At 31.8% G+C, this 22,672-nt stretch carries 23 protein-coding genes and 2 tRNA genes; 8 read left to right on the top strand and 17 right to left on the bottom strand.

Features of this window, described 5'->3' with window-relative positions; all coding sequences use genetic code 11:
* Positions 1-283: 283 nt before the first annotated feature.
* The 11 genes from ABDH49_02455 to ABDH49_02505 all read right to left on the bottom strand — a co-directional run bounded on the left by ABDH49_02455 (position 284) and on the right by ABDH49_02505 (position 12,365).
* Positions 284-457, bottom strand: coding sequence for a hypothetical protein (locus tag ABDH49_02455; protein MEN3045839.1), 174 nt, complete (start codon positions 455-457; stop codon positions 284-286).
* A 341-nt stretch (positions 458-798) separates the two neighbouring features.
* Positions 799-3,288, bottom strand: a complete 2,490-nt coding sequence (locus ABDH49_02460) for a DNA polymerase (GenBank protein MEN3045840.1) — start codon at positions 3,286-3,288, stop codon at positions 799-801.
* A 21-nt stretch (positions 3,289-3,309) separates the two neighbouring features.
* Positions 3,310-3,384, bottom strand: a tRNA-Asp gene (locus ABDH49_02465).
* A gap of 54 nt (positions 3,385-3,438) precedes the next feature.
* A complete protein-coding gene (locus ABDH49_02470; protein ID MEN3045841.1) occupies positions 3,439-4,452 on the bottom strand; it encodes a radical SAM protein in 1,014 nt (337 codons plus the stop codon).
* Positions 4,442-5,557: a SufD family Fe-S cluster assembly protein gene (locus ABDH49_02475; protein MEN3045842.1), complete on the bottom strand. Its 1,116-nt coding sequence runs from the start codon at positions 5,555-5,557 to the stop codon at positions 4,442-4,444. Before ABDH49_02475 ends, ABDH49_02470 begins: the two co-directional genes overlap by 11 nt.
* A gap of 11 nt (positions 5,558-5,568) precedes the next feature.
* A complete protein-coding gene (sufC, locus tag ABDH49_02480) occupies positions 5,569-6,330 on the bottom strand; it encodes a Fe-S cluster assembly ATPase SufC (GenBank protein MEN3045843.1) in 762 nt (253 codons plus the stop codon).
* Between the two features lie 16 nt (positions 6,331-6,346).
* Positions 6,347-7,750, bottom strand: coding sequence for a Fe-S cluster assembly protein SufB (gene sufB / locus ABDH49_02485; GenBank protein ID MEN3045844.1), 1,404 nt, complete (start codon positions 7,748-7,750; stop codon positions 6,347-6,349).
* A gap of 54 nt (positions 7,751-7,804) precedes the next feature.
* Positions 7,805-8,887, bottom strand: coding sequence for a hypothetical protein (locus ABDH49_02490; GenBank protein MEN3045845.1), 1,083 nt, complete (start codon positions 8,885-8,887; stop codon positions 7,805-7,807).
* The gene (gene miaA / locus ABDH49_02495) at positions 8,872-9,816 is read right to left on the bottom strand and encodes a tRNA (adenosine(37)-N6)-dimethylallyltransferase MiaA (protein MEN3045846.1); all 945 of its coding nucleotides are present in this window, start codon (positions 9,814-9,816) and stop codon (positions 8,872-8,874) included. Before miaA ends, ABDH49_02490 begins: the two co-directional genes overlap by 16 nt.
* Positions 9,806-11,443, bottom strand: a complete 1,638-nt coding sequence (gene mutL, locus ABDH49_02500; GenBank protein ID MEN3045847.1) for a DNA mismatch repair endonuclease MutL — start codon at positions 11,441-11,443, stop codon at positions 9,806-9,808. The genes miaA and mutL overlap by 11 nt, the downstream gene beginning before the upstream one ends.
* 82 nt (positions 11,444-11,525) lie before the next feature.
* Positions 11,526-12,365 carry a hypothetical protein gene (locus tag ABDH49_02505; GenBank protein ID MEN3045848.1) on the bottom strand — a complete coding sequence of 280 codons (840 nt, stop codon included), beginning with the start codon at positions 12,363-12,365 and terminating at the stop codon, positions 11,526-11,528.
* A gap of 92 nt (positions 12,366-12,457) precedes the next feature.
* Between ABDH49_02505 and ABDH49_02510 the strand changes: the two genes are divergently transcribed.
* From ABDH49_02510 to ABDH49_02530, 5 genes are read left to right on the top strand one after another with little or no spacing between them, the layout of a single operon-like run.
* Positions 12,458-13,330 carry a hypothetical protein gene (locus ABDH49_02510; protein ID MEN3045849.1) on the top strand — a complete coding sequence of 291 codons (873 nt, stop codon included), beginning with the start codon at positions 12,458-12,460 and terminating at the stop codon, positions 13,328-13,330.
* Positions 13,327-14,241 (top strand): hypothetical protein, encoded by a 915-nt coding sequence (locus ABDH49_02515; GenBank protein ID MEN3045850.1) that lies wholly within the window; start codon positions 13,327-13,329, stop codon positions 14,239-14,241. The genes ABDH49_02510 and ABDH49_02515 overlap by 4 nt, the downstream gene beginning before the upstream one ends.
* A 3-nt stretch (positions 14,242-14,244) precedes the next feature.
* Entirely contained in the window at positions 14,245-15,399 is a 1,155-nt protein-coding gene (locus ABDH49_02520) for a hypothetical protein (protein ID MEN3045851.1), read from the top strand.
* Positions 15,374-16,213, top strand: a complete 840-nt coding sequence (locus ABDH49_02525) for a class I SAM-dependent methyltransferase (protein MEN3045852.1) — start codon at positions 15,374-15,376, stop codon at positions 16,211-16,213. The genes ABDH49_02520 and ABDH49_02525 overlap by 26 nt, the downstream gene beginning before the upstream one ends.
* A gap of 11 nt (positions 16,214-16,224) precedes the next feature.
* Positions 16,225-16,863 (top strand): PD-(D/E)XK nuclease family protein, encoded by a 639-nt coding sequence (locus tag ABDH49_02530; GenBank protein MEN3045853.1) that lies wholly within the window; start codon positions 16,225-16,227, stop codon positions 16,861-16,863.
* Here ABDH49_02530 and ABDH49_02535 read toward each other — a convergent pair.
* From ABDH49_02535 to ABDH49_02560, 6 genes are read right to left on the bottom strand one after another with little or no spacing between them, the layout of a single operon-like run.
* Positions 16,856-17,179, bottom strand: coding sequence for a DUF5683 domain-containing protein (locus ABDH49_02535; GenBank protein MEN3045854.1), 324 nt, complete (start codon positions 17,177-17,179; stop codon positions 16,856-16,858). The genes ABDH49_02530 and ABDH49_02535 overlap by 8 nt on opposite strands.
* Positions 17,172-17,906, bottom strand: coding sequence for a tRNA pseudouridine synthase A (locus ABDH49_02540; GenBank protein ID MEN3045855.1), 735 nt, complete (start codon positions 17,904-17,906; stop codon positions 17,172-17,174). The genes ABDH49_02535 and ABDH49_02540 overlap by 8 nt, the downstream gene beginning before the upstream one ends.
* A gap of 19 nt (positions 17,907-17,925) precedes the next feature.
* Positions 17,926-18,543 carry a DUF4159 domain-containing protein gene (locus ABDH49_02545; protein ID MEN3045856.1) on the bottom strand — a complete coding sequence of 206 codons (618 nt, stop codon included), beginning with the start codon at positions 18,541-18,543 and terminating at the stop codon, positions 17,926-17,928.
* Positions 18,525-19,055 carry an HAD-IIIA family hydrolase gene (locus ABDH49_02550; GenBank protein MEN3045857.1) on the bottom strand — a complete coding sequence of 177 codons (531 nt, stop codon included), beginning with the start codon at positions 19,053-19,055 and terminating at the stop codon, positions 18,525-18,527. The genes ABDH49_02545 and ABDH49_02550 overlap by 19 nt, the downstream gene beginning before the upstream one ends.
* On the bottom strand, positions 19,052-19,639 hold the full coding sequence (rdgB, locus tag ABDH49_02555) for an RdgB/HAM1 family non-canonical purine NTP pyrophosphatase (GenBank protein MEN3045858.1): 588 nt from the start codon (positions 19,637-19,639) through the stop codon (positions 19,052-19,054). Before rdgB ends, ABDH49_02550 begins: the two co-directional genes overlap by 4 nt.
* A gap of 6 nt (positions 19,640-19,645) precedes the next feature.
* A complete protein-coding gene (locus ABDH49_02560) occupies positions 19,646-20,194 on the bottom strand; it encodes an SPOR domain-containing protein (protein ID MEN3045859.1) in 549 nt (182 codons plus the stop codon).
* A 79-nt stretch (positions 20,195-20,273) separates the two neighbouring features.
* On the opposite strand from ABDH49_02560, the gene ABDH49_02565 reads away from it, so the two are divergent.
* The 3 genes from ABDH49_02565 to ABDH49_02575 form a co-directional block, all read left to right on the top strand.
* Positions 20,274-20,345 (top strand) — tRNA-Met (locus ABDH49_02565).
* 11 nt (positions 20,346-20,356) lie between these two features.
* Positions 20,357-21,565 (top strand): aspartate aminotransferase family protein, encoded by a 1,209-nt coding sequence (locus tag ABDH49_02570; protein MEN3045860.1) that lies wholly within the window; start codon positions 20,357-20,359, stop codon positions 21,563-21,565.
* 65 nt (positions 21,566-21,630) lie between these two features.
* On the top strand, positions 21,631-22,672 hold a 1,042-nt coding region (locus ABDH49_02575; GenBank protein ID MEN3045861.1), incomplete at its 3' end, for a phosphoenolpyruvate carboxykinase domain-containing protein.

Raw genomic sequence — 22,672 nt, forward strand, 5'->3', positions numbered from 1 at the left:
CATGTTGAACCTTCTCTCCATCATACCTCCATATCCAATCAATACCAAGATAAACATCCTTTATCCTTACCCTCCTATAAGTCATAACCCCAAGAACACCACCAGGACACGAAGGCAAATAATAATTTGAATACCCAGGTAAAGGATCTTCATAACTTATGTTCTCCTCCTTTATGTTTGAACAACCAACTCAATATCAATCCTTGCATACTCTGTATTACGCCCGGAAGATCTATGAATCAAATAACTTACCCCACTTTTTGTTATGAATATCCCGTATCCCTCAAAGTTTTGCTCTGAAAAGAACATCATAAACAGGAGTTCCTTCAAGGCTCTGAATTTGACCAAAGTTTTTCTCAAAGCCTATATACTCATTTATCCATTTCCTTATCCATTCATTTGTACCCTTGGATTGATAGCCCTTTAGGCGCATAACCCTAATATTTGAATAGAACACAAGATTTTTATTATTTTTTTCATAATACTCCCTGGTTTGTATTATAAATTATAAATCATAAAAAAAATTCAAGTTTTTCAAAATTTGAGTCGGCTCATATAAAAATCTAATCAAGGTGATTAAGAAAGAAAGTAGTATATAAAAGTAAGAATTACATTTCTATCTCCACAAGAAAGACTCAAAAAGATAAATCTAGAACTATTCACATTATAACTTGTAAGAGATTTATAGGCAAAGGTCATTACTCAACTCTTTATTTTTCTCCGTTTCCTCTAAGTCACAAAAAGACATTTCAAACTCTTTAAGTCTCATAAAAAATTTGAGAGTTTCCTTTATTCTCTCTACTCTCTCTTTGCCTCAAACCAATTTTGCCCAACCCCTACATTCACCACAAGAGGAACTCTTAACTCATAGACATTTTCCATCACTTTTTTCAAAATCCTTACAAATTCCTCTACCTTATCTTCTTTTACCTCAAAAACTAACTCATCATGAATTTGCAAAATAAGCCTTGTTTCCCTTTTCTCTTTCAAAATCTCTTTATTTAAGTTTAACATCGCAAGCTTTATCAAATCTGCCGCTGAACCCTGAACAGGTGTATTTACCGCAATTCTTTCCCCTTGCTCCCTTATTTCCCTTTTAGGATGAAAAAGTTCAAAAACTTTCCTTTTTCTCCCAAAAATCGTCCTTACCTCCCCCTTTTCATAAGCCTTTTTTACAGTACTTTCAATCCAAGCTTTTACTCCTGGATACATTCTAAAATACTCTTTTATTAACTCCTCTGCCTCCTGTAGAGATATTGAAAGTTCCTTTGATAATCCATAGGGACTTAAACCGTAAAAAATACCAAAATTAATAGTTTTAGCCTTTCTCCTATCTTCTTCAGTTATAGAACTTTTTCCTGTAATAATTTTTGCAGTCTCTGAGTGTATATCTTTTCCCCTTATAAAGGAATTTATCATGTTTTCATCTTGAGATAAATGAGCTAAAATTCTAAGCTCAATCTGTGAATAATCAGCCACTACAATTTTAAAACCTTCTGAGGCAATAAAGATTTTTCTTAAATTCCGTCCAAATTCTGATCTTATAGGTATAGTTTGTAAATTTGGATTTACACAGGTAATCCTTCCAGTTTGAGTCCCTATCTGCTTAAAGGTAGCATAAATCCTTCCAGTATCACTTACGATCAAGGATTTATAGGGCAATATGTAGGTAGATAAAAGTTTATATAGTTCTCGATACTCAAGTATTTTTTTTGGAACAATATGCTCTTTAGCTAACTCTTGTAAAACAGTCTGATCAGTGGAATAACCGGTTTTCGTTTTCTTTTTAGGTTTTAATTTAAGTTTTTCAAAGAGAACTTTTCTTAACTGCATCGGAGAATTTAGGTTAAACCTTGTACCACAGAGATTATAAATCTCTTCTTGAATAAGCCTAATTTTCTTCTCAATATCAAATTCAAGATCTGTAAGCAATTTTTTATCTATCAGAACACCGTTTAGCTCCATCTCGGCTATTACTCTTGTTAGGGGGTTTTCTATTTTAAAGTAAACTTGATCTAGCTCTTCTTTATATATTTCATCCAAAAGTATCGGGGTGATCTTATTGACCATATAAAGAATTTCAACTTCTCTCTTGAAAGGTAGATCAGAGAATTTTTTTCCGAGAAATTCAAGAGATAGTCTTTCTTCGTCAGGATCAGGTTTTTCAGGGAAGAGAAGTTCATAGGGTATAATGGGATCGTATATTTTTCCTTTACACTCCAATCCTCTTTTTAAAAGTCTTTTATAGAATTTTTTTGCATCAGGTACAAAAATTTCTGAGTCTTCCCTTGATAGAAGGTTTTTAAAATCTTCTTCTTTTATTTTGAAGGCCTCATCATAAAAACCGATTGCATCACCGTCCCTTAGATGAACTGCGATTTTAAATTTATCAATTTTTAAAAATTCATCTTTAAATTTTATATCGGGAAAATAAGTAGAAAACTTTTTCATTAGTGAGTAAAATTCAAAGGTTCTGAAGATCTCGAATAGCTTATTTATATCAGGTTCATGTAATAGAAACTCTTCTTTATTAAAATCTACAGGGACATTCGTATCAAGTTGAACAAGAAGCCTATTTAGAAAAATGGCATCCCTTTGACTTTTAAAAACATCAGCAAGAGACTTATCGTTAAGCAAAGAGGGGTTTTCTAAAATTTCTGAGAGATTAAAATTTTTAAGTATTTCTTTAGCTTTTCTTTCGCCTATTCCTTTTATTCCTGGGATATTATCTATTGAATCACCTATTAAGGCGAAGTAATCTGCGATTTTGTCAGCAGGTAAGCCGTATTTTTCTTCTATTTTTTTAGGAGTGTAGAGAACCTCTTCTATAGGTCTTGTATCTAAAACGTAAATATTTTCGTTAACAATTTGTAAAATATCTTTATCAGATGATTGGATTAAGATCTTTAGTCCTTCTTTTTCGGCTTTTTTAGCAATAGTGGCGATGACATCATCGGCTTCGTAGCCTTCTATTTCTAAAATTTTTATGCCTAAGACTTTACCTAGCTCTTTTATCCAGATTAAACTAAAGGTAAGTTCATCAGGCATTTTGGGTCTTGTTGCTTTATAGGCAGAATAAATTTCGTGTCTTTTTGTTTTACCCTTTGCGTCAAAGACTAGCGCAGCGTAAGTTGGCTTATATTCATCGATAAGTTTCAGTATTGAGTTTGTAAAGGCAAAAATTGCGGAGGTATTTTGTCCCTTAGAGTTTCTTAAGGGATTTTTTTCGAAGGCAAAGAAAGCTCTATAGGCAAGGGAAGTAGCATCAACGATTAGAAAAAGGGGCAAACCTTTTAATTAAAGGAAATGCGGGGACGACGGGACTTGAACCCGCGGCCTCCGGCTCGACAGGCCGGCGTTCTAACCATGCTGAACTACGTCCCCATCTCCCAATTTATTATTATAAAGAAACTTAAACTCTTTTTCAAGTTTTTAAACCTAAGCTTTTACCCTTTTTCCATCAATTAAAATATAGTCTGAAACTTTTTCTAAATTTTTTACAAAGTGAGCGATATTATTTAAATTTATCATCTTTCTAAAGGTGATTATGTTTTTTGCAGTTTTTTTTCCTATTCCCGGCACCTTCAATAAAAGCCAATAATCTGCTTTTTTTATTTCGATAGGAAAAAGATGTTTATTCTTTTCAGCATATATAACTTTAGGATCCTTATCAAGAGGTAAATTACCATTTTCATCAAAAACTAAATCTTTTAGCCTAAAACCATAATCTCTTATTAAGAAATTTGCCTGATAAATTCTTTTTTCTCTCAAGGGAGATACCTCACTCAGATTTTCAAAGGGTGTACCTTTAACAGGAATAAATCTTGAAAAGTAAACCATAGAAAGTCTGAACTTTCTATATAGAAACTCTGTAAACTCAAGGTATTCTCTATCACTTTCTTTTAAAGGAGAATAGACAAATTGGGTGCATATTCCAAAGGGCAAGATTTTTCTATATTTTTCTTTCAATTCATAGTATGCCCTTTTAATTTTTATTAGGGTATCAAAGAGAATTTTAAAATTCTTATCCTTCGAGATGTTTTTAAGGTGAATTTCTTTTGGTGCCTCAAAATTTAAAGATACCCTATCAGCATAAAGTACCGCTTCTTTAATTGCTTCATAATCTGCTCCAGGCATTATCTTTAGATGGATATAACCCTTATAGAGATACTTTTTTCTTAAGATTGCTGCACATTTATTTATCAAGTACTGAGTCTCCTCTGGATCTTTTAATATTGCCGAAGATAAAAATAAGCCACTTGCATAACCACACTTGTACATTTTATGAAACTTTTCCGCTAATTTTTCAGGTGGTACAATTTCTCTTTTAAAATCCCTATCTTTTCTTAAAGCGCAATAAAAGCAATTTTTTTCACAAAAAGAACTTATAAACTCTTTTATAAGAAACCCGTCTTTAAACTTTTCACTTTTTTCCAGATCTTTATAATTCATAGCTATCAAGGTATTTTCTTATTCTATTTTTAAATTCTTCTTTAGAACCATCAAGATTAGAAAGAAGGTAAGACTCAATGTACATCCTTATAGCCTCTTTTCTTTCTAATCCCCTTGAAATCATATAAAATAGTTTTTCTTCAGAGAGAGGGCCAGAGTTTACAGAGTGAGTGCATCTTAAATCGTTTGATAAGATTTCAAGAGACGGGACTGGGAGAAAGCTTCCCCTTTCAGAAAGCAAGAGAGCTTCACCTTCTACAAAGGCGTTTATCTTTTTAAGCTTTTCCTCTACTCTTGCAAGACCATAAAAACAAACCGTTGACTCATCAAAGAGCACTCCCCTTGTATACTCCTCTCCACTTGTATAGCTCTCTTTAAAAATTAGATCATTTCTTAAACTTAAAAATAAGTTTTTATCGGCAACGAAGATATCTCTTATAAGTGCCCTTGCACCAGTGCCCTCTATAAAAACACGCTTGTCAATTTTTGAATAGGGATTTTTAAAATAAGCAGAGTATATCTCTGACTCTGTATCTTTACTCAAATATATATAAAAACTACTGAAAAGAAAAGAAACATTTGGAGCATTAAAATTATACAGTTTTAGTTTTGAACCATCCTCTACGATAAAGATAAATAAACTATGTGAAAAAAAATCACCTTCATTTTCTTGATTGATATTTAATTCCAAAAAAGAATTAGAGAGCTTAAAAATGTATGTTTGTAAACTATAGGTAAAATCAGAGGGAGAAAGTAAATTGAGATCTAAAACTTTTTCTCTATTTTTTATTTCAAGAAAAAAACCACCGGTAGGAAAAAGGAGGTTAGCTGCAAGTATTCGGTTTTTATTAGAATTAAAGGTTTTTAATAAGATTTCACAGGCAGTTTCATTATCAAAAAAATCTGGAAAAAAAATTACACCCTCTTCGTCAGATAGGTTATCTTTTATAAAAGTGTTATCCCTTATCTTTAAATATTTTTCAAAGGGTAAGTTTCTTAGATCTGTATATCTTTCATTAGGTAAATCAAGTTTACTTAAATTATTAAAAATCTCTTCTCTTTTTCTTAGGAAGTTTTTATTTTTTATTTTTAAATCAGGAAGCATTTAAAGTTTTTTTAAGAAGAATTTTCAAAGATTTTATAACCTTTTCTTTCAACTTCCTCTACAAGTTCTGGTCCACCCTCCTTTACAATTTTACCTTTAACCATAACATAAACTTTATCTGGTCTTATATAATTTAAAATCCTTTGATAGTGGGTAATTATTATTGCCCCAAAATTTGGAGATCTCATACTCTCTATAGCTTTTGCCACAAGTTTAACTGAGTCTATATCAAGACCTGAATCTACTTCATCAAGAATTGCAAATTCAGGTTTTAAAAGAAGCATCTGGAGAACCTCTGCCCTCTTTTTTTCACCCCCTGAAAAACCTACATTTAAATCTCTCTCAGAGAATTTTTCCTCTAGACCTAAAATTTCTATTTTCTTTCTTAACTCCCTCTTAAATTCAACAAAATTTCTTGGATATATATCGCTATTTTCTCTTTTTGTCTTTAGAGAAAGAATGCTTCTCCAGACAAAATGTTGAAAACTTATACCCCTTATTTCATAGGGGTACTGGAAACCCAGGAATATACCAAGGGCTGCCCTTTCGTCAGGTTTAAGTTCAATTAGATTTTTATTTTTAAAAATTATCTCACCCTTTTTTACTTCATATTTAGGATGCCCCATAATTACAAACCCTAAGGTTGTCTTACCTGACCCATTTGGACCCATAATGGCATGGATTTTTCCCATTTCGAAGTAAATATTAAGACCACTTAGTATTTCCTTACCCTCGACGCTTACATAAAGATCTTTTACCAAAAGACCGTTCATTTTTAATTCCTCCCTTTTAACCTACTGAACCCTCCATTTCAAGTTGTATTAATCTATTTAGCTCAACTGCGTACTCCATAGGCAATTCTTTTGTTAAGGGTTCAATAAATCCAAGGACAATAAGAGCCAGGGCTTCTGATTCTCTTATACCTCTTGATGTAACATAGAAAATTTCCTCTTCTGAAATCCTTCCGACAGAGGCTTCATGACCTATATCAACCTCCTCCTCATTAATTTCCATATAGGGATAAGTATCTGTTCTTGAAAATTCATCAAGTAAAAGAGCATCGCAGTTGACGTTTGATTTTACACCCTTTGCTCCCTTTATGATCTTTAAAAGTCCCCTGTAGGTGGCTCTACCTCCGTCTTTGCTTATACTTTTTGATATAATCTTACTTGAGGTATAAGGGGCAAGATGAATTGCCTTAGCACCTGTGTCCTGATGTTGACCCCTACCGGCATAGGCTACAGAAATTATATCTGCCCTTGCCCCCTTTTCTTTCATTATAACGCAGGGGTACTTCATTGTTACCTTTGATCCTATGTTTCCATCAATCCACTCAACAACAGCATCTTGATAGGCTACAGCTCTTTTTGTGACTAAGTTATATATGTTAGTTGCCCAATTTTGAATTGTAGTATACCTTACTCTTGAACCTCTTTTAGCAATTATTTCAACAACTGCTGCGTGAAGAGAAAAAGTTGAGTAGGTAGGGGCAGTGCAACCTTCAATATAGTGCACGAAAGAGCCTTCATCTGCAATTATGAGTGTTCTTTCAAATTGGCCTATATTAGCGGCGTTTATCCTAAAATATGCTTGAAGCGGAAATTCAACATGCACATTTTTAGGTACGTAAATAAAACTGCCGCCACTCCAAACTGCTGAATTTAGGGCTGCAAATTTGTTATCACTTGGGGGAACAACTTTTCCAAAGTATTCTTTAAAAAATTCAGGATATTCTTTTAAAGCTGTATCTGTGTCAAGGAAAATAACACCCTTTTTTTCAAGGTCTCTTCTTATGTTATGGTAGACAACTTCAGAGTCATACTGAGCTCCAAGACCTGCGAGAAATTTTCTTTCAGCTTCTGGGATTCCTAACTTTTCAAAGGTTTTTTTGATGTATTCTGGCACCTCATCCCATGAAGTTCCTCTTCTATCTGTTGGTCTAACATAATAGGATATTTCGTCGAAATTAATTTCAGAAAGATCTGGCCCCCACTGAGGCATAGGTTTTTTTAAGAAAATTTCAAAGGAGTTTAATCTAAATTTCCTCATCCACTCAGGTTCATTTTTTATATAACTTATCTCCTCAATCAATTTCTTTGTTAAACCCTTAGGCGCCCTATAAAGATAATCGACCTCATCTTTAAAATCATATTTTTTCAAATCTATAATTAAAGTATCTTTGATATTTTCCATTTTTTCCTCCTTTCATAGTGAAATTATAACATAAAATTTAAACTAATTCAAGATTTAAACTTTTTCAAAATTCATTGTTAAAATTGCCAAGGATCGGAAAAAATAGGGATATTTCTTATCATTTAAAATCTCTAAGGTCTCTTCTGCTTTCTCTTTATTTTTGAACTCAATCAGAGTAAGAAGTTTTAAAAATAAATGTAAGCCCTTTTCCTCGTAGCTTGAGTTTAAAAGTTCCCTTTCTGCCAATTTATACAGATTCAGAGAGTCCTTTTTTTCTCCGTAAAAACCCTTTACATAGGCAAGCCAAGAAAGTGCGAGCCCCCTTAAAGTTTTCTCCTCTTTTGGTAAATAAGTTAAGATCCTAAAAGATCTCCTTTCAACTTTTCTAAATTCATTGGCATCTATAGAAAGTGGATTAGAAAGCCTTAATCTTACCTCTACTTTTAATCTTGGAGCCCTCAGATTTTCTAATGTTTCTTCTAAAATTTTTTCTATTTCAAGTGCCTCCTCCTTTTTACCCTCCTCAAACAAAAGTAAAGCCTTCTCCAATAAAATATTTGAATAAAGAAGCTTCGATATATTCTTATATTCTCTTAGTAAGATTTTTAGAATATCATTTGATCTTAGCCACTCTCCTTTTATCCTTGCAATCTTTGCCCTCCATAGTGTTGCCCAACCCTCCTCTTCTATTAAGCTTGTACCTCTAAAATTTATTTCGCTTTCTGTAAAACACCTTTCTGCTTTATCATAATCACCCTCAATAAAGTATATTTTAGCGAGAGCAAAATTTACCTTCCCCCTTTCCTCATCATCTAACCCCTTATGATTTAAAATCTCCTTCAGTAATCTCTTTGCCTCCTCAAAATTACCCTTTTCCCTCAATAACCTTGCCTTTAATCTTTTAAAAGAATTTAAAAGAGAAACACTTCCGTCCTTTTCAATCTCTTTCTCTATACTCTTTAAAATTTTTTCAGCTTTTTCATACTCCTTAAGATCTAAAAGAAGTCCTATATAATCTGGATAGATCTCCATATACTCACCCTTTGTAATTTCTATAACTTTCTCAAAGAGTAACTTTGCTTCTTTTAAAAGGCCCTTTTTATAGGCTTTTCTTGCCTCTCTTAAAAGTCCTTCCATATTTCCTCCTCAAGCACCCTTTTTAGTTTTTCTTTAATGAAATTTCTATTTCCTTCCTCCATTTTATAAAAGATAGGTTTTATTTTAAGATAATTCCTGAAGAATCTCAATTGTCTTTTTGTGTATTCATATATTCTCTTTTTTGTGAGCGCCATGGCCTCCTCTAAACTCCTTATTTTCCCTGTTAAATAAAGTATAAGTTCCTTATAACCATGGGCGTCAAGAGATTTATACCTCAAATCATACCCATTTCTTAACAGGTTCTCAACTTCTTCTAAAAAACCTATTTTCATCATTTTATCTAATCTGTCAGAGATTCTTTTCTTTCTTTCCTTATTATCCCAATATATAGCAAAATAATAGGGGACAATTTTTTTCTCAACTTTTCTTTTTTTATAAATCTCAGAGGGCTTTTCTCCAGTAACCTCGTATATCTCTATAGCCCTTTCTATTCTTACCCTATCGTTTTTACCTATTTTTTTTGCTCTCTGTGGATCAATCTTTTTTAAAAGCTCATATAGCTTTTCTGTTTTTTCTTTTTTTAATTTTTCTCTCAGTTCAAAGGATACTGAGTCCAGAGATATAAAATCTTCTTCAAAGAGAGCTTTCAGATAAAGGGTACCTCCTCCAACAACAAAAAATCTTTCTTTTTTTTTAGCAAGTTCTAAAATTATCTTTTCAGCATCCTTTGCATAATCCCCTGCGCTGTAATACTCATTAGGATACTTTAGGTCAATCATAAAGTAATCTACCTCTTTTCTCATCTCTTTAGTTGGTTTACTTGTTCCTATGTCCATTAGCTTATACACTTTTTTTGAATCGCAAAGAATAATCTTTGCACCCAGCTCTTTTGCTATTTCAAAGGCTAATTCGTTTTTTCCTGAGGCAGTATGACCTATTAAAGCAAATACCTTTATCTTATCTTCCAAATTTTTTGTCAAGCTCATCTTTAGTTATTTGAACCATTACAGGTCTTCCATGGGGACAGAAAAAGGGATCTTCTAATGAGAAAAGTTCAATTAAGATATTCGTCATCTCCTCTTTTTTTAAAACATCCCCCATTTTTATTGCACTTTTACAAGCTATTTCCTTATAAACGTTTAAGGGTTCAATTTTTCTTTCCTTTTTTATTTCGTTAATTAATTCAATAAAATTTTCCTTTGTAAATTTTTTAATAAATTCGGGTATTCCCTCTATTTGAATTTCACCATCCTTTAGTTCTCTTATTTCAAAACCAAGATCTTTAAAAACATCTTTTACCTCCCTATAAGCGCTAAATTCTGGAGGTGATAGTTTTAAAAAAATAGGAAAAGCTATAAAATTTGTTTTGAACTTTCTTTTACTTAAAATTTTTTCGTAAATAATTTTCTCGTGAGCGTTATGTTGATCTATTACAAGTAGTCCCTTTTCAAACTTTACAATTATGTAAGTATTTTCAAGTTGCCATATATCTTCATAAACCGGTAAATTAGATTTAATCTCCTCCTTAGCCATTTCTCCAAACTCAAGCTGTCTTGGTAATTCATTTTGTTTTATAATTCCTCTTATGTTTGTAATTAATTCAACTTTATTTTTATCAAGTACTTTATCTTTCAATTTCCTCCTAACAGCTTCAACAATCTTATGAGGAAAGGAGAGTTTAGATGAAAATTTTACTTGCAACTTTTGGGGATGAACATTAAAATCTACCTCCTCAGGATTTAAAAATAGGAAAAGAAAAACATCAGGGTATCTTAATTTATCAGAGTAAATTGTGTTAAAAGCCCTTATAAATGAATTATCGTAAAAGGGTCTTTTGTTAACAAAAAAAATCTTAACTGGACTTTCCTTTAAAAACTCTGGCTTAGAGATAAAGAGTGTAAAAGAGTAATTTTTTTTGTTTTCCTCTATTTCATATAGCTCTTTTAAGTAGTCATTACCAAAAATTTCTGCTAAGCGATCTTTAAAACTACTTGAGGGTTTTAAATCAAGAATAATATCTCTCTCATTTTTTAGGAAAAATTCTACCTCAGGGTTAGAAAGAGCATACTTAGTTACAAGCTCTACTATTTTTTTTAATTCTTGACTTGAACTTTTTAAAAATTTTCTTCTTGCAGGTACTGAGTAGAAAATCTCCTTTACAGTTACGGTTGTTCCCTTAGGATGATAGCATGGTCTTAAATGAATCCTTTCACCTCCCTCAAGATAAATTTCATTTCCAATGAAACTTTCATTATTTGAACTTTTAATTAAAAGTCTTGATACCTTAGAGATAGCAAATAAAGCTTCACCCCTAAATCCATAAGTTGTAATTTTTTTTAAGTCTTCTACTTTCTCTATTTTACTTGATGTAAAGGGTAAAACTGAAAGAGTAAGATCTTCCTCATCCATTCCTTCACCATCGTCTTTTACTTCAATTAATCTTTTTCCACCATCTTCTAGATAAATATGTATCCTCTTTGCACCAGCATCCAGAGAGTTCTCAATTAATTCTTTTACAACTGATGAAGGATCTTCTATTACTTCGCCTGCTCTAATTCTGTATATTAATTCTTTGCTTAATTTTTTTACCTTCATCTAAAATTCTTTTAAATTTCTACCCTCCTTTTTCCCTTTCAAGCTTTACCACTCTACTCAATAATTTTAAAAGGTTACTCCTTTATCTTTCCTTAAAAATTTCGGGTTTAACTATTACACCAAAGCCAACTCTAGGTGAAAACCTTTTTGAGCCACCAAGATAATGTTCTAGCTTTGTAATAGCAAAGTTAATAGAAAAAAGCCTTTGTATGTACCTAAAGCCTACATTAAAATCTCTTCCATCAAAATCCATTAAGATATGGAAATTTTTGTTTACAATGTAATAGCCTCCCCAGAAAATTCCAAATGTTAGTTCATGTTTTGTTTTGCCACCCGTGATTATGTCAAAATTAAAGTATTTAGATCTTGGACCATAACCAACAAATCTTCCTCTTCCAATCCCTATTGTTCCTATAAATCTATATGTAAAATGCTTTGAAACAACTAAAAACAAGGAAAGATTTTCTATGTTTCTTTTATAATTTCCTTCTCTCCACTCTTTCCAGTAATAAGAATTATCATCATTATAACCACCTTCAGGCGGGTTTGAACCTGTTGAACTTATATGCTTTCTGTAAGATAAATTATAGATTCCAACTGCAACAGCTGGCGTTACACCTATTTCTGGCATTATACTATAAATTACATCGAGTGCATAATCAGTTAACGTATAGGCTTTTAAAGTAAAAAATAAATTACCTAAAGAGAAATTCCCATAAAGATCAAAATCAAAAGGTTTTGAAGGATCAAAGTCCTTCAAAATACTTCTTTCTTTCCTGAGACCAAAGTGGGTAAAAAAGGCAAACTCTGAATAACCTGGTTTAGAGGGTAAACTAGCAGTAGGAATATCAATCAGAGAAAAGGAATTTGTAAATTCACCATACAAAAAACATCCAAACAAGAGGAAAAGTATTTTTTTCATCTTTTCTAATTATCTGGGAGGGTTTGAACCTTAGATTATTATAAATTAATCTTTAGACTTTGTCAAGGTAAAGTATTATTATAATTAAAAATATGAATGAAAAAATTATTTTTGAAGTAATACCTTCTCCTAAAGACTGGAGAAAGGAGAAAGTTTTTAGCTTCTGCAAAAAAATAGTAGAAATTATGAAAGAGGAGAAAATTAAATTCTTGAATATCCCAGAAGTCGTCAATGAAACAGCAAGAAATGAAAAAAGAAATATTCCTTACAAAGAAAAAATAGATAACATAGATTTTTCTGAATGCCTAAAAAGTTTATTTAGTTTTGAACCAATTATAAATAAAATATGTGTAAGAATGGAAAAGAAAGATTTTGAAAATTGGGTATCCTATGCATATAGTAAGGGAATCAATTATTTTGTTTTAGTTGGTGGAGAATCAAGCAAAATAAATTACCCAGGGTATACTGTTATAGAAGCTGCAAAATTTATCAAAAAAAACTTTCCTGATGTCAAATTAGGCGGAATTACTATATTTACAAGAGTAAGGGAACCTTATAGAATATTGGAAAAGATGAAAGCTGGAATAGAATTTTTTGTTTCACAAATAATCTTTGAAACCTCAAATATGAAACAAGTTTTGATTCATCTTTTAAGACTTGTTAGAATTGAAAATATTAAATTCCCTTACATATATATATCTCTGGCTCCAGCCAAAAGGATAAAAGATATTGAATTTATGAAATGGCTCGGAGTTGAGTTTCCAACTGCAGTAAATTTCTATATTACTGAGAACGAAAGAAAAGTTGAATCAAGAACCCTTGAAGTAATTGAAAGAATGATAGATGAAATATTTGATTTCTCTCATAAAGAAAGGTTAAATTTAGGATTCAACATAGAACATGTTATGTATTCAAACTTAGAACTTTCAAAAATTATAATTGAAAAAATAAAAGAAAGATTATGAAGTTAATATTACATGGGATTTATCCAAGAAGTGAAAAACTTGTTGAAGCATCAAGAGATTTTGATAGAAAAAGAATAGGTGAAAGAAAACTTAAAGAGATTATTGCTGAGGATATAAAAGAATTAATCAAAATTCAACAGAAATGGGATTATATCACAAATGGACAATTCTACTTTCAAGATCTTTTAAGACCCTTTGCAGAACTCTCTACCTCTGTTGAGGTAAACGGACTTAAAAGGTTCTATGAAACAAACTTTTTTATAAGAAAACTTAATTTTAAAAAATTTGAATTTATAAAAAATAAAAAATTCTTTGAACATTACCTTTTATGTGATAATTTGTTCAAAAGGGAAGATAATTTAGTATTTACTTTTCCCTTTATAGTTTTTTTTAGTGAATTCTCAGAAAATATTAGTCTAAGCAAGATAGGAGAATTACTTTTAAAAGTAATTGAGGAATTAAACAGTTGGAAAAACAAAATCATAATCTTTTATGAACCCACAATCGGCTATAGAAGCCTAAAAGAAGAAGAAAAAGAAATTTCACTTTGGTTTTGTAAAAAATTAAAAGAGTTTAAAAACTTAAAATTCTTTATACATACCTTCTTTTTTGATGTGAAAAGTGAATTAGAATTTTTGTTTTCCCTTGATTTTGATGGATACGGTTTTGATTTTTACTCTAATTCAAGTGAGCACATTCTTAAAGAATTTCCACAAAACAAAACTATACTCCTTGGTTTAATAAATACCGATTCAACTTTAATTGAAAAAAGAGAGATAGTGGTTGAGTTTTTTGAGAAAACCTTAAAGTTTATAAAAAACAAAAATATTTATATATGTCCCAGTGGTCCCCCAGAGCTCCTTCCAAGAGAAGTAATGGATCAAAAAATAAAAAATCTTTTAAAAAGTTAAAAAATGAAACTTTTAACCCATGAGATAGGTTCACTTGCTAAACCCTCCTTTAGAGTAAAGTCTCTAAGAAAAATAAAACTCTCTGACTCAGATATTGAAGAGGCAAAAACATGGGCAAATTTTCTCGAAATAGAGGAGAAAAAAGAACTAATTGATTTACTCAAAAAAAGAGAAAAGTTTAACAATGAAGAAAAAGAAAGAATAATATATTTTTCCTCTCTACTTGCCATAAGACTTCTTGAAAAAGCAGGACTTGACCTTGTTTACGACGGTGAACAACATAGAATAGAAATGTATGAACACCCTATAAAAAATATAGGGGGATTTGAGTTTAAAGGACACGTAAGAAGCTTTAATAACAAATTCTATAAAAGAGCATCCTGTATTGATAAACCCACTTTATTAAGAAACTATCACGATGAGGAATTCTTAAGAATAAAATCAATAGCAAAAAAGGAAATTAAAATTCCAATTACAGGAGCCTACACTTTGGTGGATTGGTCATACGATGAATATTTTTTAAAAGAAATAAAACCCGGAGAGGAAAATATAAAAGATAAAAAAAGAGAGGCAAGAAAGGAGTTTTTAATTTCCATGGCAAAAAATATAATTTATCCAGTTATTAAATCGCTTTTAGATAAGGGAGCAAAATACATCCAAATAGATGAACCAGCAGCAACTACTAAGAAAGATGAAATAGATCTTTTTATAATGACTATGAGAGAATCAATCGGTGATTTAAAAAATAAGGCTTTTTTTTCAACACATATATGCTTTTCTGATTATTCTTTACTTTTTCCCAGGATAAAAGAGCTTGAGGGCATACTAAATGAAATACACTTTGAGTATGCAAATAGGGACACAAGGGAGTTGGGGACAAAAGGTGATAAGAGAAAGGGCTATGAGATACTTGAAAAGTTTAAGGATACAAAATTTATAGTTGGACTTGGAGTAATAGACGTTCATACTGATTTCATAGAACCTCCTGAACTTGTTAGAGATAGAATTCTTTACGCCTTAGATATAATAGGGGATCCAGAAAGGATTTACATAGCACCTGACTGCGGACTTAGAACCAGAACTTGGAAAGTAGCTTTTGAAAAATTAAAAAATATGGTTGAGGGCAAAACTCTTGCAGAAAAAGAAGCAAGAATTTAAACATTTAGGCTCTCTTAACAAAATTATAGAAATTTATGGAAAATTAAAAGAAATAGATGGTATAAACGCAAGATTTGTCATTGAGAATATATTTAACAAAAAACTAGAAAAATTAATAACTACGAAGAGCATTGATAAGAAAGCTTTAGGAAAGGCTGAAAAGGTTATAAGTCTGCTGAGAAAAGGAGAAAGACCGGAGTATATTTTTAAGAAAGCAATTTTTTTGGATGAGGAGTTTTATATAGAAAAAAAAGTTTTAATTCCACGTGAGGAGACCTCTTTAATTGTTTACGCTTTAAAAGAATTGAAGGAAAAAAAATTTAATCCAAAAAGAATTTTAGATTTTGGAACAGGAACAGGAATTTTAACAATATGGGCAAAAAGAATCTTTAGGGAAGCCCAAGTAGTGGCCGTTGATCACCTAAAAAAAGCAATTAAAACATGCCTTATAAATAAAAATAGTAAAAAACTGGATATTAAATTAATTAGAGCAAAAAGTTTTAGAATTTTTAAGGACGAAAAGTTTGATCTTGTGATTGTAAATCCTCCATATTTATCAGAGGAGGAATATAGAATTTTTGGACCCTTTAAGGGAGAATCAAAAAGCGCCCTTGTAGGAGGCAAAAAGGGCTACGAAGTTTTCTTAAGATGGCTAAGAGAAGCACTAAGAGTCCTAAAAAGAGATGGTATTTTTATAAGCGAAATCTCAGAGTTTTGGGAAACAGATATTTTAGGTGAGTATAAGAAATATTTAATTGAAGAAAAAAAGGATGAATTTAAAAAAAAGAGAGTTTGGATTTTTAAGAAATTTTAGGGCTAAATAAAATGTACGTAATTTCACCCTCAAGAATTAACTTATATATTTCATGTCCAAGATGTTTTTACTTAGAAGTAAGAATGAAAATAAAAAGACCTGTTGAGTACTTCCCAGGCATTCCTGCGCTATTAGACAAAATATTCAAGGAGATAACTCAAGAACTTAAGGAAAAAGATCTACCTTTTTATTTCAAAAAATATGGAATAAAGGGAAAATTAAAGAGTATTAAACTTCAGGAAAAAGAGATACAAAATACAAACTTAATTTTAAGGGGAGTCCCAGATGAAATTATTGAAAGCGAAGAGAAAAAACTTATTGCCCTTGATTATAAAACCTCTTCTAAGTTTCCCGAAAATTTACCTTTACCAGTTCAAATACAACTTGATAGTTACCATCTACTTTTTAAATTGAATAGCTACGAAGCAGAAGAAAAAGGCTATGTCTTTTATTTTGTCCCCTATTATTCTAAACTAGAAAAAAGAATTAGATGGAGAGCAAAACTCTACAGCCATAAAATAAATTATAGAAGATTACATAAATTTATATTTGAGATAGATAGACTACTTAGAGAAGATGAAATTCCCAAACAGTCAAAAAGTTGTCCCTATTGTAATTATGTAGAAAACGTTAATAAGACATCTATTTAGCTAGGCTTGTGTCACTCTCAAAATTATGTAGATGAGCTGAAACATAGGCATCAGCAATGTTATAACTCCATAATGAAATTGAAATTATGAAATTAAAGGAAAACTTGTATAACGAATTTTTATCTTTGTCAATTTTAGGATAAGTTTTTATTAGCTCACTTATAAAATATATTTCACCGAGGAAAAAGATAATGCCCTTTAGGTAGTTGCCTGTGTAGATTTGTCCAAGTCCAGGAACAAAAGCACTCATCCAGGCAGCTTTTGTAGGGCTTTTTGTTTGAGTAAAGAGTAAAATTAAAAGAAAAAATTTAGTCATATAAAACATCAATAAGGCATAAACCCTGAGGCGGAGCAATAATTAAGGTTTCAGGACCATTTTCAATTACTCTTTTAAAACCATCAAGGTCATTTCTTGAAGAAAAATAAACCATCTGTCCTACAATACTTCTTACCATTTTATTTAAAAATCGTCTAGCTGCAAAGTATAAAAAAATTTTGTTACCTTCTCTTTTTGCAAAAGAATTTTCAATTTTTATTATCCCCCTTCCCTCAGGCAAGGGAGAAAAGGGACTAAAATCCCTCTCAATCATAATTAATTTGCACATTTTATAAAATAATTTATAGTTTATATTGAAATTTATTTCCCAGGCATATCTACTTTCTAAAGGTGATCTTCCAAGTAATATCGTATACCTATAAATTTTTAGCTTTGCATCTCTTCTTGCATGAAACTTGTCGCTCACTACCTCTAACTCTCTTATATATATATCTCTGGGTAAAAGAGCATTAATTGCCTTTCTTAAGCTTTCTGTATCCCTATTAAATCTTTCCTTAAAAATTCTTGCTGGAGCGTCAAAATGAGCAACTTGACCAATTGCATGAACTCCCCTATCGGTTCTTGAAGCTCCCTGCAAAAGTTTTTTAGAAAGTAAAAGTTTCTTTATAACCTCATCCAAAACCCCCTGCACAGTTCTAAAACCCTTCTGCACCTGCCAACCATAAAAATTGGTACCGTCATACTCTATTTTCATTTTAAATCTCATACCCTGCTTTTTAATTAAGTCAATAAGTAATAGAATAAAGAAAAATGTTAATTCCCATTTTTATTGCCTCTTCTCTTATCTCAGGTGGATCACCGTGGGCCTCTGTCCAACCATCCGAGATGTTTGAATTATATGTATAAAAAAGAACAAGCCTATCACCTATAAAAATTCCTAAACCCTTTGGAGGTCCGGGATAATGCTCATGAATTTTTGGCAAACCCTTTTCAAAAGTATAAAAGATGTTGTAAATTGGATGACTAAAGGGAACCTCCACTAACTCCTTTTCAGGAAAAATTTTTTTAATCTCTCTTCTTATGAATTTATCCATACCGTAATCGTCATCTATGTACAAAAAACCCCCAGATTCAAGATATTCCCTTAAATTTTTTGCTTCACTCTCTGAGAAAAAAACATTACCATGACCTGTCATAAAAAGAAAAGGATAGTTCCTTATTCTTCTATCTCCTACATCAAGCACAACTTCTGATTTTGCTATCTTCAAAGAAAGCCTTTTTTCTATCTCTGATGCAAGATTAGGAAGAATCTCTGGATCATTGTACCAGTCGCCCCCTCCCTCATACTTTAGCCTCACAAGCTGTAATTCTAAGAAAGATATAATTAAAAGAAGTATGAACATATATAATTTATTGCCTCTTCAAAATTATGTACAACAAAATCTGGCTTTGAAGTTAACGGATACCTTGTCTTTAAATAAATAGTTATCATATTAAGCCTTTTACCAAACTCGATATCACTATCTTTATCCCCTATCATAAACCTATGTTCATAATCAAAGGGAAAATCTTTAGTCCATTGTCTATAAAGAGAAAGATTAGGCTTCCTACAGGAGCAAAGTTCACTTGGCAAGTGGGGACAAAAATAATACTTAAGTACTTTTAACCCCTTAGTTTCAAGAAATTGATCGATTCTTTCGTTATTTTTTATTACATCGCTAATTTTATAGTAGCCCTTGTTTATTCCAGCTTGATTAGAAAAAACAAAGAAATGAAAATTTAATTTTTTTAATTTTTCAAGACCTTCAATTACACCAGGTCTAATTTTTAATCTAAAGGGATCACCAAGCTCTCCGTAGTCTCTATCTTCAATTAAAACTCCGTCCCTATCAAGAAAAAGAAGATTTCTTCTCATAAAATTTTTTGCAGAAAATTTTTTAACTCTCTTAAAACCTTTCCCCTATGAGAAACTTCATTCTTTTTTTTTATATCCATCTCAGCAAAAGTTCTACCCAGTGGAGGATATAAAAAGATTGGATCATAGCCAAAGCCGCTTTTTCCCCTTTCCTCATAGGTTATAAAACCTTCAACCTCATCTTTAAATTTATAAAATTCTTTTTCGTTTAGAAAAAGATATGATACACATACAAATTTTGCCCTTCTTTTTTCAAAGGGCACTCCCTTAAGCATATCTAAAAGAAGTCTCCTGTTATCCTCATCTTTTCCGCTCTCTGAAAATCTCCTTGAATAAATTCCCGGTAAAAAGTCAAGATAGGGAACTAAAAGTCCAGAGTCTTCTCCTATTGTGGTAAAACCAGTTAAAGTATAGGCGTAGTATGCTTTCAGAAAGGCATTCTCCTCAAAGGTTCTCCCTTTCTCTTTAAAACTCTCCTTAATATCTAAATCGGCTAAACTTAAAATTTCTAACTTTAAATCTTTTAAAAATTCGAAATATTCTTTTTTTTTACCCGGATTTGAAGTGGCGATTAAAATTTTCAAGAAGAATTATCTTCTTGGGCTAACCTCTGTTTCAACTACCCAAGCATCAAAGTAACCAAGACCTCTTAGTCTCATCTTCATTTTATCAGCTTCTTCTTTTGAAAGAAAGTCACCTACCCTAACTTTATAGTAAGGAGGTATATACTCCACATAAACCTTATGTTCTCCCCTTAGTCTTGCTTCAGCTTCTCTTGCATACTTATTAGCCTTTTCCTTATTTCCAGGTTTAGAGGCATCAAGTGCTATTATTTGAACTCTATAGCCAAACACTTTCTTAGGTTCTGGTGTAGGAGGTGTAGGTTTAGGTTCTGGAGTAGGAGCGACTGCGACCTCTCCCTCTTCAACTGTTTCTGTAACCTTTGGAGCTTGAGTTTCTTCTTCTGTAACAATTATTGTTTCCTCAGTTTTGGGTGTTTCTTCAGTTACTGTCTCTTCTTCTCCAACAACCACAACCTCTTCCTCAGCGGCTTCAGGTGGAGAGGCAGGTTGAGTTGCTCGAGGAGCACAAAAGTTAAGTAAAGTGAAAAAAATAGTTAATATAATTAATTTTTTCATTGATTTTAATTTTAAAGTTTAGGATTTGAACCGCATAATATATTATAATTATAAATAGGAAAAAGTCAAAAGGAGTAAGGGCGGCGTAGCTCAGTGGTAGAGCGGGGGTTTCATAAGCCCTGAGTCGGCGGTTCGAATCCGCCCGCCGCCACTTTTTTTAAATTGTTCAAATACGAAGCAGCTACTTCACTTTCATTAAAAACTGCAGGATTTAAATTCATAATAAAGAAAGCAAAAGGAGATTATATTTGGGATACAAAAGGGAAAAGATACTACGATTTTACCTCATTCTTTGGTGTATCACTCTTTGGCCACTTCAATAGCTTCATCATAAAAAACGTAAAAAATTATTTTAAACTCAAACCACACTCAATGGCAGACCTTTTCCCCTACGAAAAAAGAGAAAAACTATCAGAAGAAATTATAAACCTCTTTAAAAACAAAGATCTTTTATGTACCTTTGGAATCTCTGGAACAGAGTCGGTTGAAATCGCAATAAAAACCTCTTTTTTATACACTGGAAGAGAAAAAATTATTTCCTTTAAAAACTCTTACCACGGCCTTTCACTATCAGTCCTTCCCTTCACAAATTTAGAGCACTTTCAAAAACCATTTAAGAAATTCATTAGTAAAAATTCAATAATTTTGAATTATCCAGAAAAAGAGGAAGATCTTAAAGATTTAGAAAGAAGTTTAAAAAAACTAAATCCAAAACAAATAGCTGCAATAATCGTAGAACCGATTCAGGGAAGAGGAGGTATAAAAGTTCCACCTAAAAATTTTCTCAGTATTCTTCTTAATTACTCCAAAAATTACGACATCGTTCTAATAGTAGACGAGATTCTAACAGGCTTTGCAAGAACTGGAAAAGATTTCTGTTTTCAACACGAAATAGAATTTCCGGATATTGTATGCCTTGGAAAGGCTCTTGGAGGAGGATTTCCAATTTCTGCCTGTGTAGGAAGAAAAGAAATTATGAAAGTTTGGGAAACTAAGGGAGATCCTCTATACGCCTCTACCTTTTTAACCCATCCACTTACTATCATATCCTCTCTCTCTTTTTTAGAACTATACAAAAGAAAAAGACCTCTAACTATCATAAGGGAAAGGGAAATCTTTATTGAAAAAACTTTGAAGAAATTAAAAAATAAAGAAAAAATAAAGGATATAAGAGGAAAGGGAATAATATGGGGAATAGAGTTTAAAGATGAAAAGTTCGCACATGATGTTTGGATGAAAATATTAAAAAGAGGCTTTTTAACGCTACTTGAAGGTGAGAAACATAACGTATTAGCTTTTATACCCTCAATTGAATTTTCGAAAAAGAGCTTCAAAAAAGTAATAAAAATCATCGATGAGATTGTATTTTAAGTGTATTTCATATATAATATTTTAAAAAATTGTTGATAGAATCATTTAAAAACAAGGAGGCCGTTATGGAGCATTTAAGAGAAAAATTTATAAAAGATGGTTATGAAAAGTTAATGGCAATAAAAAATAGAGAAGTTCACGAATTTGTTCAAAAGTATATAGAACTATGTAATCCAGATAAGGTATACGTACACACTGGAACAGAAGAGGATATAAAATATATAAGGGAAAAAGCAATTGAAGATGGTGAGGAAATAAAACTAAAAACAGAGGGACACACTATCCACTTTGACGGGTACTATGATCAAGCTAGGGACAGAAAGAATACAAAATTCCTTCTACCCCCAGGAGTAGATTATGGAAAGTACATTGAATGGATGGATAGAGAAAAGGGACTTGCTGAGATTCATGAACTGATGAAAGACATTATGAAAGGCAAACATCTTTACGTATGCTTTTATAATCTTGGTCCCATAGGCTCAGAATTTGGCATACCCTGTGTCCAATTAACTGATTCTGCCTATGTAGTTCATTCAGAAAATCTCTTATATAGAAATGGATACGAAGAATTTATAAAGAAAGGGAAAAAATTTACCTTTTTTAAATTTATTCATAGTGCTGGTGAACTTGACGAAAGGAAAAATTCTAAAAATATTGACAAAAGGAGAGTATATATAGACTTACTTGACAACACAGTTTATTCTATAAACACGCAATACGGTGGAAACGCAATTGGTCTTAAAAAATTGTCATTAAGACTTGCAATTTATAAGGCTTCGAAGGAAGGTTGGCTTGCAGAGCACATGCTTATTGTGGGAATTAACGGTCCTAAAAAGAGAGTTACTTATTTTACAGGCGCCTTTCCCTCACTCTGCGGTAAAACCTCAACTGCTATGATGCCTGGTGAGAGATTAATCGGTGATGATATTGCTTACCTAAAAAACATTAAAGGAAAAGTCTACGCTGTTAATGTTGAAAGGGGAATGTTTGGAATAATCGAAGGAGTTAATCCTGAGGATGATCCTCTAATATATAAAGCACTTACAACACCTGGTGAAGTCATATTCTGTAATGTTTTAATGACAGAGGATGGTGACGTCTTTTGGA

The organism is Candidatus Hydrothermales bacterium (assembly GCA_039630235.1).
In the GTDB taxonomy this organism is placed as follows: Bacteria; Hydrothermota; Hydrothermia; order Hydrothermales; family JAJRUZ01; genus JBCNVI01.

Bases quoted from the DNA above. Each gene is read 5' to 3' on its own strand.
- ABDH49_02490 (MEN3045845.1), bottom strand. From the start codon at position 8,887: ATGGAAGGACTTTTAAGAGAGGCAAGAAAAGCCTATAAAAAGGGCCTT.
- ABDH49_02520 (MEN3045851.1), top strand. From the start codon at position 14,245: ATGAAACTTTTAACCCATGAGATAGGTTCACTTGCTAAACCCTCCTTT.
- sufC (MEN3045843.1), bottom strand. From the start codon at position 6,330: ATGAACGGTCTTTTGGTAAAAGATCTTTATGTAAGCGTCGAGGGTAAG.
- ABDH49_02470 (MEN3045841.1), bottom strand. From the start codon at position 4,452: ATGAATTATAAAGATCTGGAAAAAAGTGAAAAGTTTAAAGACGGGTTT.
- ABDH49_02545 (MEN3045856.1), bottom strand. From the start codon at position 18,543: ATGTTCATACTTCTTTTAATTATATCTTTCTTAGAATTACAGCTTGTG.
- ABDH49_02475 (MEN3045842.1), bottom strand. From the start codon at position 5,557: ATGCTTCCTGATTTAAAAATAAAAAATAAAAACTTCCTAAGAAAAAGA.
- ABDH49_02540 (MEN3045855.1), bottom strand. From the start codon at position 17,906: ATGAGATTTAAAATGAAAATAGAGTATGACGGTACCAATTTTTATGGT.
- ABDH49_02515 (MEN3045850.1), top strand. From the start codon at position 13,327: ATGAAGTTAATATTACATGGGATTTATCCAAGAAGTGAAAAACTTGTT.
- ABDH49_02530 (MEN3045853.1), top strand. From the start codon at position 16,225: ATGTACGTAATTTCACCCTCAAGAATTAACTTATATATTTCATGTCCA.
- ABDH49_02550 (MEN3045857.1), bottom strand. From the start codon at position 19,055: ATGAGAAGAAATCTTCTTTTTCTTGATAGGGACGGAGTTTTAATTGAA.
- ABDH49_02560 (MEN3045859.1), bottom strand. From the start codon at position 20,194: ATGAAAAAATTAATTATATTAACTATTTTTTTCACTTTACTTAACTTT.
- ABDH49_02535 (MEN3045854.1), bottom strand. From the start codon at position 17,179: ATGACTAAATTTTTTCTTTTAATTTTACTCTTTACTCAAACAAAAAGC.
- mutL (MEN3045847.1), bottom strand. From the start codon at position 11,443: ATGAAGGTAAAAAAATTAAGCAAAGAATTAATATACAGAATTAGAGCA.
- ABDH49_02505 (MEN3045848.1), bottom strand. From the start codon at position 12,365: ATGAAAAAAATACTTTTCCTCTTGTTTGGATGTTTTTTGTATGGTGAA.
- ABDH49_02510 (MEN3045849.1), top strand. From the start codon at position 12,458: ATGAATGAAAAAATTATTTTTGAAGTAATACCTTCTCCTAAAGACTGG.
- sufB (MEN3045844.1), bottom strand. From the start codon at position 7,750: ATGGAAAATATCAAAGATACTTTAATTATAGATTTGAAAAAATATGAT.